Annotated in this window: 13 protein-coding genes; 6 read left to right on the top strand and 7 right to left on the bottom strand. The window is 69.6% G+C overall.

Features of this window, described 5'->3' with window-relative positions:
• Positions 1-17: 17 nt before the first annotated feature.
• Positions 18-2249, top strand: coding sequence for an alpha-amylase family glycosyl hydrolase (locus IZR01_RS15355; RefSeq protein ID WP_194924253.1), 2232 nt, complete (start codon positions 18-20; stop codon positions 2247-2249).
• A 63-nt stretch (positions 2250-2312) separates the two neighbouring features.
• On the opposite strand, the gene IZR01_RS15350 is transcribed toward IZR01_RS15355, so the two are convergent.
• The 6 genes from IZR01_RS15350 to IZR01_RS15325 form a co-directional block, all read right to left on the bottom strand.
• Positions 2313-3017, bottom strand: a complete 705-nt coding sequence (locus tag IZR01_RS15350; RefSeq protein ID WP_194893020.1) for a hypothetical protein — start codon at positions 3015-3017, stop codon at positions 2313-2315.
• Positions 3018-3090: 73 nt separating this feature from the next.
• Entirely contained in the window at positions 3091-4911 is a 1821-nt protein-coding gene (locus tag IZR01_RS15345; protein ID WP_194924252.1) for an alpha/beta hydrolase-fold protein, read from the bottom strand.
• 102 nt (positions 4912-5013) lie between these two features.
• On the bottom strand, positions 5014-6765 hold the full coding sequence (locus IZR01_RS15340; protein ID WP_194924251.1) for an amino acid adenylation domain-containing protein: 1752 nt from the start codon (positions 6763-6765) through the stop codon (positions 5014-5016).
• A gap of 97 nt (positions 6766-6862) precedes the next feature.
• Positions 6863-9037, bottom strand: a complete 2175-nt coding sequence (locus tag IZR01_RS15335) for a penicillin acylase family protein (protein WP_194924250.1) — start codon at positions 9035-9037, stop codon at positions 6863-6865.
• A gap of 44 nt (positions 9038-9081) precedes the next feature.
• A complete protein-coding gene (locus IZR01_RS15330) occupies positions 9082-9411 on the bottom strand; it encodes a DUF2218 domain-containing protein (RefSeq protein WP_194924249.1) in 330 nt (109 codons plus the stop codon).
• Positions 9412-9413: 2 nt separating this feature from the next.
• Positions 9414-9992 carry an SAM-dependent methyltransferase gene (locus IZR01_RS15325; RefSeq protein ID WP_194893025.1) on the bottom strand — a complete coding sequence of 193 codons (579 nt, stop codon included), beginning with the start codon at positions 9990-9992 and terminating at the stop codon, positions 9414-9416.
• A 90-nt stretch (positions 9993-10082) separates the two neighbouring features.
• On the opposite strand from IZR01_RS15325, the gene IZR01_RS15320 reads away from it, so the two are divergent.
• Positions 10083-10664 (top strand): TetR/AcrR family transcriptional regulator, encoded by a 582-nt coding sequence (locus tag IZR01_RS15320; protein ID WP_228559537.1) that lies wholly within the window; start codon positions 10083-10085, stop codon positions 10662-10664.
• 9 nt (positions 10665-10673) lie between these two features.
• Here IZR01_RS15320 and IZR01_RS15315 read toward each other — a convergent pair whose 3' ends face one another.
• Positions 10674-11375, bottom strand: coding sequence for a MerR family transcriptional regulator (locus IZR01_RS15315; RefSeq protein WP_194924248.1), 702 nt, complete (start codon positions 11373-11375; stop codon positions 10674-10676).
• Positions 11376-11503: 128 nt separating this feature from the next.
• On the opposite strand from IZR01_RS15315, the gene IZR01_RS15310 reads away from it, so the two are divergent.
• The 4 genes from IZR01_RS15310 (at position 11504) to IZR01_RS15300 (ending at position 15224) form a co-directional block, all read left to right on the top strand.
• A complete protein-coding gene (locus tag IZR01_RS15310) occupies positions 11504-13825 on the top strand; it encodes an ATP-binding cassette domain-containing protein (protein ID WP_194924247.1) in 2322 nt (773 codons plus the stop codon).
• Positions 13822-14208: a hypothetical protein gene (locus IZR01_RS15305; protein ID WP_194924246.1), complete on the top strand. Its 387-nt coding sequence runs from the start codon at positions 13822-13824 to the stop codon at positions 14206-14208. Before IZR01_RS15310 ends, IZR01_RS15305 begins: the two co-directional genes overlap by 4 nt.
• 58 nt (positions 14209-14266) lie before the next feature.
• Entirely contained in the window at positions 14267-14341 is a 75-nt protein-coding gene (locus IZR01_RS54780) for a 50S ribosomal protein bL37 (RefSeq protein WP_370343036.1), read from the top strand.
• A gap of 160 nt (positions 14342-14501) precedes the next feature.
• On the top strand, positions 14502-15224 hold the full coding sequence (locus IZR01_RS15300) for a hemerythrin domain-containing protein (protein WP_194924245.1): 723 nt from the start codon (positions 14502-14504) through the stop codon (positions 15222-15224).
• Positions 15225-15250: the final 26 nt, after the last annotated feature.

Below are 15250 nucleotides of genomic sequence, written 5' to 3'. Positions count from 1 at the left end.
GTATAGGAGAGGCAACCATGCAACGACGCCGCAGACTCGCGTTGGCCGGCACGGCCGTGAGCCTGGCCGCGGCCACCGTGGTGACCGCCGCGGCGGCCCCCAGCTCGGCCGCCCCGGTCCGGTCCGCCAAAACCGCCGCCACCGCCACCGCCGCGGTGAGCTCCACCCCGGTCAGCACTGGCGACATGACCAACGACGTCATCTACCAACTGCTCACCGACCGCTTCTCCAACGGCGACACCAGCAACGACAACCCGTCGTCCGCGCCGAACCTGAACGACCCCACCCACAACAACTGGCAGGAGTACTGGGGCGGCGACTTCGCCGGGGTCACCGCCAAGATGCAGTACCTGTCCGACCTCGGCGTGGGCGCGATCTGGATCTCGCCGCCGGTGCAGAACGTCAACGTGCCGGTCCCCGACAGCAACGGCAACACCACCGCCGGCTATCACGGTTACTGGGGAATGGACTTCTACACCCCCGAGCCGCACTTCGGGCAGTGGGCGGACTTCGACGCCATGGTCGCCGCGGCGCATGCCAAGGGCATCAAGGTGATCATGGACTGGGCGGTCAACGACTCCAACCCCGAGGACACGAGCAACCCGAACTACGGCGCCGGCGGCGCGCTGAAGCAGAACGGGACCACGCTCGCGACCTACGATAACGACCCGAACGGCTACTTCCACCACAACGGCGGCGTCGCGGACTACAACAACCTGTACGACGTCGAGTACCAGAACCTGTTCAACCTGGCCGACCTCGCGCAGGAGAACCCGGCCGTCACGAACTACGTGGAAGGCGCGGTCAACACCTGGCTCGGGCACGGCGTGGACGGCATCCGCATGGACGCTGTGAAGCACATGCCCGGCGGCTGGCTCAAGAGCTACGTCGACAACATCGAGGGCTCGCACAGCGTCTTCATGTACGGCGAGTGGGCCGACCCGAGCAGCGCGCCGCTGTGGCCGAACGAGGTGAAGTTCGCCAACACCGACGGCCAGTCGCTGGAGAACTTCGACCTGAACACCGCGGTCCGCGACGTGTTCGCCAACAACGCGAACATGTCGGAGCTGGACTCGGAACTGAGCCGCCAGCAGAGCTCCTTCAACTGGTCCAACGACCTGGTGGACTTCGTCGACAGCCAGGACGAGAACCGCTTCTTGTCGGTCGACAACAACACCACGCTGCTGGACCAGGCGACCGTGGTGGACATGACGGTGCCTGGCATCCCGTCCATCTACTACGGCGACGAGCAGTACCTGCACAACGACACCACCAACTCCTTCGGCCAGGTCGGCGGCGACCCCTACAACCGGCCGATGATGAGTTCGTTCGCTGAGAACACCCGCAGCTTCGGCGACATCCAGAAGCTGGCCGCGTTGCGCAAGAGCAACCCCGCGCTGCGCTACGGCACCTCGACTCAGCGCTGGATCAACAACGACGTGTACGTCTACGAGCGCAAGTTCTACAACGACACGGTCCTGGTCGCGGTGAACAAGAGCACGTCGGCCGGCTACCCGCTGACCAGCCTGAACACCGCCCTGCCCGCCGGCAGCTACAACGACGTGCTCGGCGGCGCCCTGGGCGGCGGCACGCTGACCGTCGGCGCCGGCACCGGCGGCAACAACCCCGTCGGCTCCTACACCCTGAACCCGGGCCAGGCCGCGGTGTGGTCCTACGTCGCCCCGACGCAGTCCGCCCCGCAGGTCGGCAACATCGGCCCGACCATCGGCCACAGCGGCGACGTGGTCGCCGTGACCGGCACCGACTTCGGCTCCGCCGCCGGCACCGCCACGGTCGGCGGCGTCCCGGCGACCGTCGACTCCTGGTCCAACGGCGAGGCGGACATCACCATCCCCTCGGGCGTCACCCCGGGCCTGGCCTCGGTGGTGCTGAAGTCCTCCGGCGGCGTGGCGGGCAACGCCATCTCCTACCACGTGGAGACCGGGACTCAGGTCCCGGTGACGTTCAACGTCACCGGCACATCGACCCAGCCGGGCGACGAGCTCTATCTGGCCGGCGACCAGGACGAACTCGGCAACTGGAGCACCGACACCTCGGTCGCGATCGGCCCGATGCTCGACCCGAACTATCCGACGTGGTTCAGCCTGGCCAGCGTCCCGGCCGGGGCGAACATCCAGTTCAAGTTCTTCATCAAGCACTCGGACGGGACGGTCACGTGGGAGAGCGGTTCGAACCACACGTACACCGTGCCGACATCCGGGACGGGAAACGTGACCGTCGCCTGGTGAGGTGTATCTGATTCCTGATGAACAGGCGGCGACCGGGTTGAGGGGCCCGGTCGCCGCCGGCCGTCAGAGGACCGAAGGGCGCTTCAGGCTCGACCAGAGCGGATGGTCCTGCTCGGCGAAGCGTCGTGCCAACTCGCCCCGGGCGTTCTCGTCGCCGATGGTGTTGTTCACGCAGAAGCGGCCCTCGGCGACGGTCAGCAGCTTCACATTGACCAGGCCGATGGGTGACAGTGGGCCGGGTACGGAGGCGGGTACCTCCGCGTCGGTCAGCCCGAGCATCACCACCGGCGCATCGTCGTCATCGAGATAGTCGCCGGCGGCGTCGGGAAGTTCCAAGCCGGGCAAGGCGAGGGTGATCAGACCGTAGGTGTCGAGCATCTGGGGCACCCGGAACCCGAAGTGCGCCACCTGATTCGACACCGCCTGCACCAGTTCGCCCAGCCAGGACACGGCGACATCAGTCGTGCCGAGCCCGACCGGGACATCGGGGGAGATGCCGTACACCTCGATCCCGAACCCGTTGGTCGGCTCCGCGTCGTCCCACGCGGTGGGGTCGGCCAGGCCGCTGCTGGCCACCAACAGGGCGTCGTCGCGGCGGGTGATCGTGTGGGCCTGGCGCAGGGCGGGCCACGCCGGTCCGCCTAGGAACGCCGGGTTGATCAGGTGGGCGATCACGTCGGAGTCGAGGCGCCCCCACGAGTTCCACGCCGAGGCGATGGCCTCGTAGGTCTCGCTGGTGAGTGATTCGTCGAGTTCTTCGGCTGGCATGGCGATCACCATACTGACCGACACCCGCAGACGTGCCGCCCGAGATCGAGTGGCACGCCTGCCGGCTGTCAGCTCACCGCGGCAGTCCGCGCGTCGTCGCCGACGGGTCGATCACGCCTCCGTCCATCGACGCCGGCAGCATCGCGCGCACCTCGTTCGTGGCCGCCGTCTTCGACGCGGTCGTCGTCACGGCCGGGATCGTCACGGTCGGGGCTGCCGTCGCGGCGGCCGTCGTCGGACTCCCGCGCCAGCCGGAGGTGTCCGTCCCGGTCGGTGCCTTCGAAGCGATGTAGGCCGCGTATACGCCGAACCACTGCGCGTCCGTGTACGGCGACCATCCGTGCTGCTTCTCGCGGCCGTAGGTGAACGTGGCGTCGGCCGGCGGCGTGGTCTGCGAGTCAAGGTTCTGCTGGAGCAGCTCCACGGCGTCGTTCAGGAAGTACGTGTCCGTGTCGCCGACGTACATGTGGATCTCGCCTTGCAGCTGTGGGCCGAGCGTGGACCACTGGGCGGCCAGCTTCGCGTCCAGGTCCTTCGGCTTCCACTGCGCGGCCACGGTGTGGTCGATCGCGCCGGTTCGCTTGTCCCAGACCAGCGCCGGGTAGCCGTCCTTGCCCTGCGGCCCGTACACCGCCTCCCAGATCGCCCACGCGCCGCCGCTGCGGTCGTGGTCGCCCAGGGCCAGTTCCCACAGGTTCTCCTGGGCCATGTCGTAGATGGTGTCGCCGGCGGTGTTGCGGTCGTCGGGGCGCTGCGTCGGATAGTCGAACTGGCGCAGGGTGTTGTAGGCGTTGGCGTCGTCGTAGATGTCGACGATCTGGTGCCGGTGGAAGTCCACCGGGTCGGGGTAGCCGGCGAAGGTGCCGCCGAACACGTCCGGGTTGAACACCAGCGAGGCCAGCGCTTCCCAGCCGCCTGTCGAGCCGCCGGCCGTGACGCGGGCCCAGGGTGCGGCGATCGTCCGGAACTGCGCGTCCAGCGCCGGGATCAGCTCCTTGGTGGTGGCGGTGCCGTAGGGGCCGACGTTGGGGGAGTCGACCACGTAGGAGGAGTCATAGAACGGGTTCTCCTCGCGGACCTCCACGCTGATGAACTTCGGCGAACTCGGATTCAGCCAGAACTGGGAGAAGGAGTTGCTGCCGTCCTCCTTGAAACCGTGTGGCGCGGCCTCCGTGAAGTGCGCGAAGTGGTATTCGACCGGGTAGTGCACGTTGGCGTTCTTCGGGTCGTCGTAGCCCTGCGGCAGCAGGACGTTGGCACCGATGTAGATCGGAGTGCCCCAGAACTTGGTCAGCGCCGGGCTCAGGATCTTGATGTGCTTCACGTGCTGGCTGTCGGCCGGGTTCCCCTGCTGGCAGGTGCCGCCGGCCGGGATCGGGTCGGCCGGCGTGATGACGTGGTCCAGCGCCAGCTTGACCGGCCGGTCCTGGTCGCCGGTGATGGTGATCCACTGCGGGGTGCTGTACATGTTCCGCGGCGAGTTGAACATGTCCTGGCCGTCGCCGCAGGGCATGTGCATCTGGACGGTCGAGCCGTCGCCGCGGTGGAAGGTGTCGTAGACGGTGAAGAACGCCTGGACGTAGTACCGGCCTGGCGGCAGCTGGTTCAGTGTGGACAGCGGGTAGCCGTAGGTCGAGGCACCGGAATCCAGGGTCACCGAGCGCCCGGGCTTGAGCCCGTTCACGTCCTTCCCCCAGTACGGCGCGCCGTTGATGATGTTGATCTGCTCGCGCGGATCGGAGTCCGCGTTGGTGGACACGATCACGAACGCCCGGCCGTCGGCGGGCGTGGCGCGGGTGGCGGCGGGGAACGAGACGTCGAACTTCAGCTCGTGCCGCGGCCGGGCGGCGGCAGCGGTGGCGCCCACCAACGCCAACACCAGGGTGAGCAACACGGCGGTACGTTTCCGCAAAGACAACCGACGAGACATGCGGCACCTCCAGGGCGCGCTGTCGGGGGAAAAGGGACGGTGCGATCCTTACCCGGCGCTCACCAGTCAGAATCCTGATCGCAGCTGAACACCGGTCGACGCCGAACCGTCCGCCGCCGCCTCCAGCGCTGCCTGCTCGACACCCCAGGCCAGCTCCTCGGCCACCTCCGACGCGATGGCGTAAGTGTCAAAGTGCACTGACACGGCGAGCGCACCGTCGGCGTCGTCTATCGTCACCGACAGCGGTTCGGCCTGGTCCGGCCGGCGGTCCAGCCAGCCGAACGTCGACGTCGACCCGCCGCGCGTCCGCCGCGGTTCGCGCGGACGCGGCGCGGCCGTCGTGGTGTAGTCGACCCCCGATTCGGTGGCGTGCCGGTCGTTGAAGAACATCTCGACCCCCGGCCCGCGACCGTGGTCGGCGGCGAACCGGTCGAGCATCGCCGTCAGCGCCTCGGGAGCGAAGTAGGCGTTCTTCACCGCGGCCATCGACGCGCCGCGCGCCCGGTCCAATGCCTCATCGAAGGTGGTGTCGCCCAGCTCCAGCACCAGCAGTCCGCTCTGGGCCGCGAAGCAGACCACGTCGGCCAGCGCCGACCGGAAGCGGTTGCCGACCCGGGGCCGGATCAGCACGCGGTCGGTGTCGGCCAACCGGGTGAAGGCGATCGCCGTTACCGCGGTGAGTACGGCCGATTCGTCCACCGCGCGCCGGGCGGCGATCGTCGCGACCGCGTCGGCGAGCGCGGGGGAGACCAGGCGTCCGGACCAGTGCCGCGGCCGGTCCGGGCCGGGACGCAGTGCCGGCGGCGGTCCGGCGGCCAGCCGGTCCAACGACTTCGCGAAGTACCGCAGTGTTCTGTCTTGGTGCCGCAGCCCGGCTTCTGACGCCTGCCAGCGCGCCTGTTCCAACGGCTGCATGCCTGTGGGCTCCCGGCCTTCGCGGGCGGCGACCTCGCGGATCATCACTGCCGCACCACCGGCATCGAGGGCCAAGTGGTGCATGAGGACGACCAGATGCCGGCACACTCCGCCGCTTCGGACTACCGCCATCCGGACCGGCCACTCGCTGCGCAGGTCGTACGGGCGGCGCCGGTAGACGGCTTCCACGCGCGCGGCGAGTGCGTCAGGGTCCTGACCGGGTGGGGTGTCGTAGACGTCGAGGAAGGTCGCACCGGCCGAGGCCACCGACTGGCGGACCTTGCTGCCCGACGCGTGATAGTGGACGGGGTCATCATGGACCGGGTCATCGTGGACGCCGTCGAACACGAGCCGGGTCCGCATGGACTGGTAGCGGCTGTGCAGATATGCCAGCTCCGCCGCGACATCTTCGACGCGCGTCCCGGGAGCCAGCGGCCGACGCCCGCCCTGCGGCAGCCAGTTCCGCTGTCGGATCATGGTGGCCCAGATATCACGCTGGCCCCAGGTCAGGGCGGCACGGCCGGACTCGGCCCCGGCGAACGTCACCCGAATCCGTTGGGAGGGCAACGGCTCCGGCCTCGACCCCGGCCCGAGCCCCGGCAGCCAGGCCCCGGCCAGGAAGTCACGGTGCCGCTGCCGGGTCGCTTCGACGTCGAGGCGTCCGCCGAAGTCCCGGACCAGCCACTCGTCGGCGACCACCCGGACCTCGTCGGTGACCACCCGGACCTCGGCCGCCGACACCACGGCGCGGACGACTTCGTCCCACGCGGCGTTCGGATCGGCATCGGCCCGCAGCGTGAGCAGGAGGTCGCAGCGCTCGCCCCTGATCGGCACGGCTATACAGACGGCGATGTCGGGGAAGGCGGCCAGCACGGCGGACTCCACGGCCGTGCCTTCTGCCACGTCGTCGCCGGTCCGCACCTGGCCCCCCCCGTCGTACTTCGGCGAAAGGGCCAGGATAGGGATATACGGGTTCTGTGATCCACCACCCGCGATCCGGCTACCGGGCCGCGTCCTCCAGATCGGCCGCCGCCCCCAGCACGATCGGCGTCCCGGCCGACTCGATCACGGCCCAGTCGTAGTGCATCGGCACCAGCCGCGCGGCGTACCACTCGTCGGTCTGCTCCGGCACCACCCAGCCGCTGGCCTCCCAGTCGCCGAGGTCGAAGACGTAGCGGGCGACCGAGCCGGAGCTGGCGGTGGTGGTCTCGATGCCGTGCAGGCCGGCGGCGCGCACGGTCTCGTTGTCGCCGGGGACCGGGCGTCCGGCCACCGCCGGGACGCCGGGGAGCAGCGCGGTGAAGCGGCACTGGTGCAGGCGGCCCCAGGTCCAGTCCGCCAGGTCCGGGCCGATCTCCTCCGTCAGCCGTTCGGCCGCCCGGTCCAGCGCCTGGCCGACCGCGTCCGACCAGGCCCCGAACATGGACTCGTCGCCGGCGCGGGCTCCGGCCAGCAGCGCCTGGAACGACAGCCACAGCGTGCCGGTGCGCTGCTGGGGCGACAGGAGTCGGGCGTGCGAGGCGTCGGATCCGGGCAGCGGCACGGTGGTCAGCAGCTCGCGGCGGGCCTCGGTGTAGACGGTGGCGGCGACCGAGCCCAGGCCCATCGTGCCGTCCCAGCCCCGCAGCAACTCAAGGAGCTGTGAAACTCGGCTGCCTTCCGCCGCCTTCACGTGCTCTAGCGAGGCCACGAACTCCCGCGCCGTCAGCGACGACACGTCCGCGTGGATCCGCTCCATCGCCGCCCGGTCCAGGGCCTGCGGCGCCGCCACGCCCTCGCGCAGCAGCTGCAAGATCCGCGTGGCCCGCGCCGGTCCGGCGAAGTCGTGCGCCACATACGGCGTGGGGTCGGCGCTCGGCCGGTTGTTCGCCGAGACCAGCAGCCCCTCTTCGGGGTCGCGGGCCGCCGGCATCTGGTCGAACGGCACCCAGCCCCGCCAGGCGTACGCCGGGTCCCAGCCCGGTACCGCGGCCCACGAATTCGCCTGGTCCCGGCTCGGGACCCGGCCGCGCAGCCGGTAGCCGATCGCGCCGTGCACGTCGGCCATCATCAGGTGGTCCACCGGCACCGACCAGCCGCGCATCACGTCGTCGAGCTCTGCGACCGAGGCGGTCTTGAGCATCGGCAGCAGGCAGTCCAGGGTGCGGTCCGGCTCGGCGGTGCCGGTCCAGCGCAGCGCCAGCCCGGTGTTCGCGGTGTCGTCCTGGACCACCACGCCGCCGCGCGCGCTGGTGTGCACGGTGATCCGCACCGGCTCGGCGTCCCGGACCGTGATCAGCTCGGTGCGGGTGTCCAGCCGGTCCAGGTTCTCCACGAACAGGTCCTGGTCGTCGGCCATCCCGTGGGTGATGCCCCAGGCCACGTGCGCGTTGTGGCCGAAGTGCGGGAAGCCCGGGACGCCGGGGAACGACAGGCCGATGGCGTCGAAGGCGTCGCAGGACACGTGGTTCTGCCAGTACGGGCCCGGCGTCTCGAACGGCCGGTGCGGGTCCCCGGCCAGCAGCGGACGACCCGAGGCGGTGTGCGCGCCGGAGACCACCCAGTTGTTGCTCCCGGCCGCCGGGTCCGCCGAGGCGGCCACGGTCTCGACCTCCGCGAGCCCGTTGAGCCAGCCGCGTACCTTCTCGCCGTGCCCCGGCGGCGGCCCCGCGGTGTCGACCCGTGCCACGGCCCCGGTCGGCAGCACCATCAGCTCCTCCCGGGCGTTGGAGCGCACCCGCCAGACCACGTCGGCCGGGGCCACCGGTAATAACGCGGTACGGAACAGCTTGTGCGCCATGCTTCCCATACCGACGTGCCGGCCGAGGTAGACCGCGACACTGTGCCAGGGCTCCCACTTGCGCGGCGGCTCCGGCAGGTCGCACCCGGCCAGACTCCCGCCCAGCGCGTCGTTCACCCCTTCGGCGTACGCGGTGAACACCGCCTTCGTCTCGTCCGCCAGCCCTTCATACGAACGGCGGGCCGCCGCCGCGAGGCCGACCCGCCGGGAGAACATGTCGTCGGTGAGCGCCCGCGATCCGACGACCTCCGCCCACGTTCCCAGGGCTTTGCGACGGACGTACTCCATTTGCAGGCCCCGGTCCAAGGCCGCGAGGTGGCCCTGGGCGCGGAACGCCGCCTCGACGGACGCCGCGCGGGCGTGGGGGATGCCGTGCTGATCGCGATAAGCCTGCATGGTCAGCCATTGTGCATGGCCGTCCTGGCGATCGGCAGCAGGGCCTACTCCCAGAGCACAGTCAGACCGTCCCGTCGCCCGACCCGCTCCAGCGTCCGGGTCAACGCCTCTTGCAGGGCCCTGAGCTGCTCCTCGTCGGCGGCGTCGGCGCGCAGTATGAGCTCGGTCGGACCCGCGGTCAGCTCGCACCGGGCGGTGCCCAGGGTGATACGGCCGGTGGTGTCGGACGTGGCCTCGGCACCCGGGCCGGCGTGGCCGCGGCCCGGCCGCAGGCCATGGCCGGGGCCGTGGCGCAGACGCGAGGCGTGGGAGCAGAGCTGTCGCAGATAGCGGACGGCGCGGTCGGTGGTGACGTGGGCTTCGGCGGTGGGCATGGTCAGGACTCCTCTTGATCGCGGGTGCAGGTGGCCAGCCATGCGGCGACGCCGTCGGGGGCCAGGTTCGACAGGCATCTCGCCTCGCGGATCCCGTCCACGGTCCAGCCGTCGGCGAACGCCTCGCGGAGATCGGCGCGCGAGACTTGGTGTGGCGGGTTCGGCGGGCCCACGTGCAGGTCGCTATAGCCGAGGACGTGTAGCCGTCCTCCTGGCCGTAGTACCGAACGCAGCCCCGCGACGTACTCCTTGCGCGCCGGGCCCTTGAAAGCGTGGAACACCAGCGAATCCAGGACGGTGTCGAAGGTCTCGCCGAGTTCGGCCAGGTTCCGGACGTCGAACCGGATGAACCTCGTTCGGCCGTCCAGCGATCGCTCCCGCGACAGCCGCGTGGCCCGCTGTAATCCCTCGTCGTCGTGATCGAGGCCTGTCACATGCAGCCCCGAGGCCGCTATGAGCAGCGCGTTCTCCCCGTAGCCGCACCCCACGTCCAACACCCGGCCGGCGAACTCTGCGGCCTCGACCAGCGCTCGAACCGCGGGCTGCGGTTCGCCGACGTCCCAAGGCGAGTGAGAATTCATGTCTTCAGTTTTTCGATACAGACTGTCTCTGTCAATACAGACTGTCGCCGGAAATGGCACTATGTCTCGATCATCGACAGAGTGGATAGCATGGATACCGTGCCGAAGATCTGGAGCGACACCCTCGCCGACCACCGCGACGCCGTCCGCGAGGCGATCCTGGACGCCACCGCCGCCCAGGTCGGCGAGCACGGCCTGACCGGCGTCACGATGTCCGGTATCGCCCAGGCCAGCGGCATCGGCCGCGCGACGCTCTACAAGTACTTCCCGGACGTCGCGTCGATCCTGGCCGCCTGGCACGACCGGCAGGTCGTCACACACCTGGCGGAGCTGATGGAGGCGGCGGCCATGGCCTCGGACGCGGACCGGCTGGCGGTCGTGCTTCGTTCCTATGCGCAGCGGAACCGCCGCGGCCGGGGCGACCACCACAGCCCGGACCTCGCGGCTTCCCTGCACGGTTCAGCCGGAGTCGAGCAGGCGCACCGGCACTTGGAACACTTCGTCAGTGAACTGATCGCCCAGGCCGCTGCTCGCGGCGAAGTGCGTACCGACGTGCCGCCGCCCGAACTAGCGGTGTACTGCGTGAACGCGCTGAACGGTGCCGGCAGCCTGCCGTCGAAGGCGGCGGTGGACCGGTTGGTGGCCGTCACACTGGCCGGGCTGCGGCCGTGAAGTCCAAGTTCAGGCGCCCGTTTCGCGCATCAGCTCGACGTAGCTCCACAACCGCGAAGCACCCTCCAACAACGCTGCCGAGCGCTGGTTGAGCGAGAACCGACGATCGGCCAACGCCTCCTGCAAGGCCTCCGAGCCGCCGGTGCGCCGCAGGCCGTCGATGATCGGTTGGATGCGGTCGAAGAGGTAGTGGCTCTGGCGCAGCGTGTGGACGATGCGGGCGTCGCGGACGTCTCGCGCGCTGTAAACGCGGTATCCGGTAACGGGTTCGCGGGCCGGGGCGAGCAATCCCGCCGCCTCCCACACCCGCAGCGCGGAGGTGCGCACGCCGAGCAGCCGGGCCAACGCGCTCACTCGAAGCCCGTCCGGCGCGTCGGCCGCGGGCTCTTGTGCGACAGCCGCCGCCAATGTGCGCTCGATCTCCACCAGCGAAGCCCGACCGTGATGCAACGCCGCGTGCGCCGCGTCCAACAGCTGTGTGGCATCGCTGACCCGCAGCTCGCCGACCGCCGCCACAATCGCCCGCGCGTCCGGGGCGCCGACTCCCGGTGCGAGAGCGGTGTAGGCAAGCAGCGCGGCCAGATGCCGTTCGTTGTAACGCCGGTACCCCGACACACTCCGCTCCGCCGCCGGGAGCGCGCCGGCCGCCTCCAAGTTGCGTACTTGCTGGGTCGACACGCCTGCGGCGCGGGCCAAGTCCACCGGACGCACAGCGGAACACTCCTTTCGGTCGTGGCCTTGTAGTAGCGGCTTTAACCCGGGAGTTTAAGCTTTTGCCTTCACCTGCGCGGTACCAACCACAAAAGTCTCTACATCCACTTCAAAGATAAACTTTAATCATGCGAAACGTGACGGAATGGATCGAGGTCCGAGGAGCCCGAGAACACAATCTGCGGGCCGTCGACGTGGCGGTCCCGAAGCGCGCCCTGACCGCCGTGACCGGGGTGTCCGGTTCGGGCAAGTCCTCGCTGGTGTTCGACACCATCGCGGTCGAGGCCAGGCGCCAACTCAACGAGACGCTGCCGGCGTTCGTCCGCGGCTTCCTGCCGGCGCTGTCCCGCCCGGCCGTGGACACCGTGGAACACCTCCCGGCGGTCATCATGGTCGACCAGCGGCGGCTGCGCGGCGGCGCGCGCTCCACGGTCGGCACCATCACCGACATCGCGCCGTTGCTGCGCCTGCTGTTCAGCCGCGCCGGGGAACCCTTGGTACCGCACGCGGACGCCTTCTCGTTCAACATGCCGGCCGGGATGTGCCCGGCGTGCGAAGGGCTCGGCGAGGCGACGGTCGTGGACCTGGACGTGTTCCTCGACCGCTCCCGCTCGCTCGACGACGGAGCGCTGCTCTGCGAGGTCTTCGCCGTCGGCAGCCGGAACTGGCAGATCCTCGTCGGCTCGGGGCGGTTGGACTCCGCGCGGCCGGTCGCCGAGTACTCCGACACCGAACTGCACGATCTGCTCTACGCCGACGACGGGGTCGTGGCCATGGAGTTCCAGGGCCAGGCCTACAACGCCTCGTATGAAGGAGCGGTCACCAAGTTCCGGCGGCTGTATCTGGACCAGGACCCTGAGACTCGCGGCGGCCGCACCCGCAAACTGATCGCGGCGTTCACGACCACCGCCCGCTGCCCGGACTGCGACGGCACGCGCCTGTCGCCGCTGGCTCTGTCCAGCCGGGTCGCCGGCCACACGATCGCGGATCTGTCGGCCATGGCCGCCTCGGAACTGGTGACCGTGCTGGAGCGGATCTCGAAACCCACGATCGAGCCGTTGCTGAACGCACTGTGGGGACGGCTGGAGGACCTGGTCGGCATCGGTCTGGGATACCTGAGCCTGGACCGGCGCACCGCGAGCCTGTCCGGCGGCGAGGCGCAGCGGGTGAAGCTGGTGCGGCAGCTCGCGTCGAGTCTCAATGACCTGTTGTACGTGTTCGACGAACCGAGCATCGGGATGCACCCGCGCGACGTGTCCCGCATGACCGACCTGCTGCGGGCCTTGCGGGACAAGGGGAACAGCGTGCTTGTGGTGGAGCACGACCGGGACGTCATCATCGCCGCGGATCACGTCATCGACCTCGGGCCCGGCGCCGGGACCGCCGGCGGCGAGATCGGCTACACCGGCGACGTCACCGGCCTGCGCGGGTCCGGGACGCTGACCGGCCGGTTCCTCGACGAGCCGGTCCGATTGAAACCGGACCACGCACTACGCGAACCCACCGGGAAGCTGCCGGTCGTCAACGCCAGAGCGCACAACCTGACCGGGTTCGACATCGACTTCCCGACCGGTGTGCTGACCGTCGTCACCGGCGTGGCCGGCTCTGGCAAGTCCTCGCTGGCCCACGCCGTGCTGCGGGTCCAGCACCCGCAGGTGATCGCGGTCGACCAGTCGGCGCCCGGGGCGAACCGGCGCTCGACCGTCGCCACTTACACCAGTGTGCAGGACCGGATCCGCAAGGCTTTCGCCGCCGCGAACGGCGTCGATCCGGCGTTGTTCAGCGCGAACTCGGCCGGGGCGTGCCCGGAGTGCGCCGGGCTCGGCGTGATCGAGCAGGACCTGGCGTATCTGGACACGGTCACGTCGACGTGTGTGGCCTGCCACGGCCGCCGCTTCACGGAAGACGTGCTGCGATACCGGCTGCGCGGGCTGTCGATCGGAGACGTGCTGGAATCGACGGTGTCCGAGGCCGCCGAGTTCTTCGCCGCCGATCGCAAGGTGGCCTCGATCCTCGGCGCGCTGGCCACCGTCGGGCTGGACTACCTGCGCCTGGGCCAGCCGCTGACCACGCTGTCCGGTGGGGAGAGCCAGCGGCTGAAGCTGGCCGGGCACCTGTCGGAGCCGGGCGGTGTCTACGTCCTCGACGAACCCACCACCGGGCTGCACATGAGCGATGTGCACCGGCTGCTGGCGGCCCTGGACCGGCTGATCGACGAACACGGCGCCACGGTGATCGTGATCGAGCACAACCTGGACCTGGTCGGGCACGCCGACTGGCTGATCGACCTCGGGCCGGAGGCGGGGGCCGACGGCGGATACGTGCTGTACGAAGGGAATCCGGCCGGGTTGCTGACTACGGAGGGATCACACACGGGGGAGTACCTGCGGCGCGCGGTCGGTGGGGCGGAAGCCTCGGGCGTTCCGGTCCTGGAGGAGGCCGCACGGTGACTCCCGAATTCCTCACCGCGGTCGCGGAATCCGCCGGCCGCGTCGCCGACACCTTCCAGTCGCTGCCCTTCCGCGCCGACCGTCCTTACGATCCGCGCCCGGTTGCGACCGTGGCGGCCGAGGAGTTGGCTGTGTTGTGTGACGTCGTGGCGGCGCTCGACCGGCCGTTGGTGGTCGACGCGGACGTGCCGACCAGGACCGAGCCGTTGGGTGTCGACCTCGCGGGCTTGATGAGCTTCTTGCAGCTGGTCGCGGTGCTCTATCACGGGCTGGAGACCGTGCCCCCGGTGCTGACCGTGAGTGCGGGACGAAATCTGTCGGCGACGCAGCTGATCGCGCGGCGCGTGCGGGACCGGGCGCGCAAGGAGGCGATCCGGGCCTGAACGGGACCATAGACTTACGTTCTCGTCCGGGCACTCCGGGCGGTTAAGGAGGACTGAGATGGCTAAGCGCGGTAACAAGAGGCGAGGTCGTAAGAAGAAGGGCGCGAACCACGGCAAGCGTCCCAACGCCTGATCGACCCTTCAGGTCCCGCTCCGAGCTGCTGCTCAGAGTGGGACCTTGTGGTTTCCGGGGAATCCTCGGCCGATCTCCGACCTCCGTAATTGATACGTATCTCATAACTTCTAGCTCTCATGTATTATGAGTCTCGTATCAATGACGACGGAGGCTTGCCATGAGTACCGACCCCGGCACCAGTACCGGCACCGCCGGCCGATCGACCGGCCGCATCGACTTCACCTTGATGTACGTCACCCACGACGCCTTCCGCCGCGATCTGGCGCGGCTGCGCCGGGCCGCCGCCGAGGGCCGCACCGACAGCGTCGGCGTCCGCCTCGGGTGGGCCAACTTCAAACAGCAGCTGCATGTCCACCACACTGCCGAGGACGAGGCGCTGTGGCCTCGGGTCGAAGCGGCCTGCGTCGGCCGTCCCGACGCCGCCGAGATCCTGGCCGCTGAGATCTTGGCCGCCATGGCCGCCGAACACGCGCGCCTGGACCCGTTGCTCGAAGCCGTGGACGCCGCTTTGGAACAGCGCTCTGCGGATCTCGCGGATCATGCGGATCTCGCTGGTCGCGCCGATCTCGCCGGGCCCGCCGATCTCGCCGGTCTCGTCGGGGATCTCCAAGCGGCGCTCGGCGGCCATATGAAGCATGAGGAAGACGCCGCGTTGCCGTTGATCCAGGAGGTCCTGAGCCCGGACGACTGGGCCGCTTTCGGCAAGACGATCGCCCGTAAGCAGAAGCTGTCGGGCGCCGCCGCCTACGTCCCATGGGTCGTCGACGGCGCTGACGAGGCCCAACAGGCGGCGTTCTTCCACGCTATGCCCGCCCCCGTCAAGGTACTGAATCGCCTGTTCTGGGGCCCGCGTCACCGCCGGCGTCACCCCTGGGTCTGAGGGGGAGTGTGGGGCGACGGTGATCG

The sequence above is a fragment of the Catenulispora pinisilvae genome (genome assembly GCF_015356865.1).
In the GTDB taxonomy this organism is placed as follows: Bacteria; Actinomycetota; Actinomycetes; order Streptomycetales; family Catenulisporaceae; genus Catenulispora; species Catenulispora pinisilvae.
This window is presented reverse-complemented; position numbering and strand designations above follow the sequence as displayed.

What these genes read in the sequence shown, in the direction of transcription:
- IZR01_RS15355 (WP_194924253.1), top strand. Translation starts at nt 18, where the DNA reads ATGCAACGACGCCGCAGACTCGCGTTGGCCGGCACGGCCGTGAGCCTG.
- IZR01_RS15350 (WP_194893020.1), bottom strand. Translation starts at nt 3,017, where the DNA reads ATGCCAGCCGAAGAACTCGACGAATCACTCACCAGCGAGACCTACGAG.
- IZR01_RS15335 (WP_194924250.1), bottom strand. Translation starts at nt 9,037, where the DNA reads ATGCAGGCTTATCGCGATCAGCACGGCATCCCCCACGCCCGCGCGGCG.
- IZR01_RS15330 (WP_194924249.1), bottom strand. Translation starts at nt 9,411, where the DNA reads ATGCCCACCGCCGAAGCCCACGTCACCACCGACCGCGCCGTCCGCTAT.
- IZR01_RS15325 (WP_194893025.1), bottom strand. Translation starts at nt 9,992, where the DNA reads ATGAATTCTCACTCGCCTTGGGACGTCGGCGAACCGCAGCCCGCGGTT.
- IZR01_RS15320 (WP_228559537.1), top strand. Translation starts at nt 10,083, where the DNA reads ATGGATACCGTGCCGAAGATCTGGAGCGACACCCTCGCCGACCACCGC.
- IZR01_RS15310 (WP_194924247.1), top strand. Translation starts at nt 11,504, where the DNA reads ATGCGAAACGTGACGGAATGGATCGAGGTCCGAGGAGCCCGAGAACAC.
- IZR01_RS15300 (WP_194924245.1), top strand. Translation starts at nt 14,502, where the DNA reads ATGAGTACCGACCCCGGCACCAGTACCGGCACCGCCGGCCGATCGACC.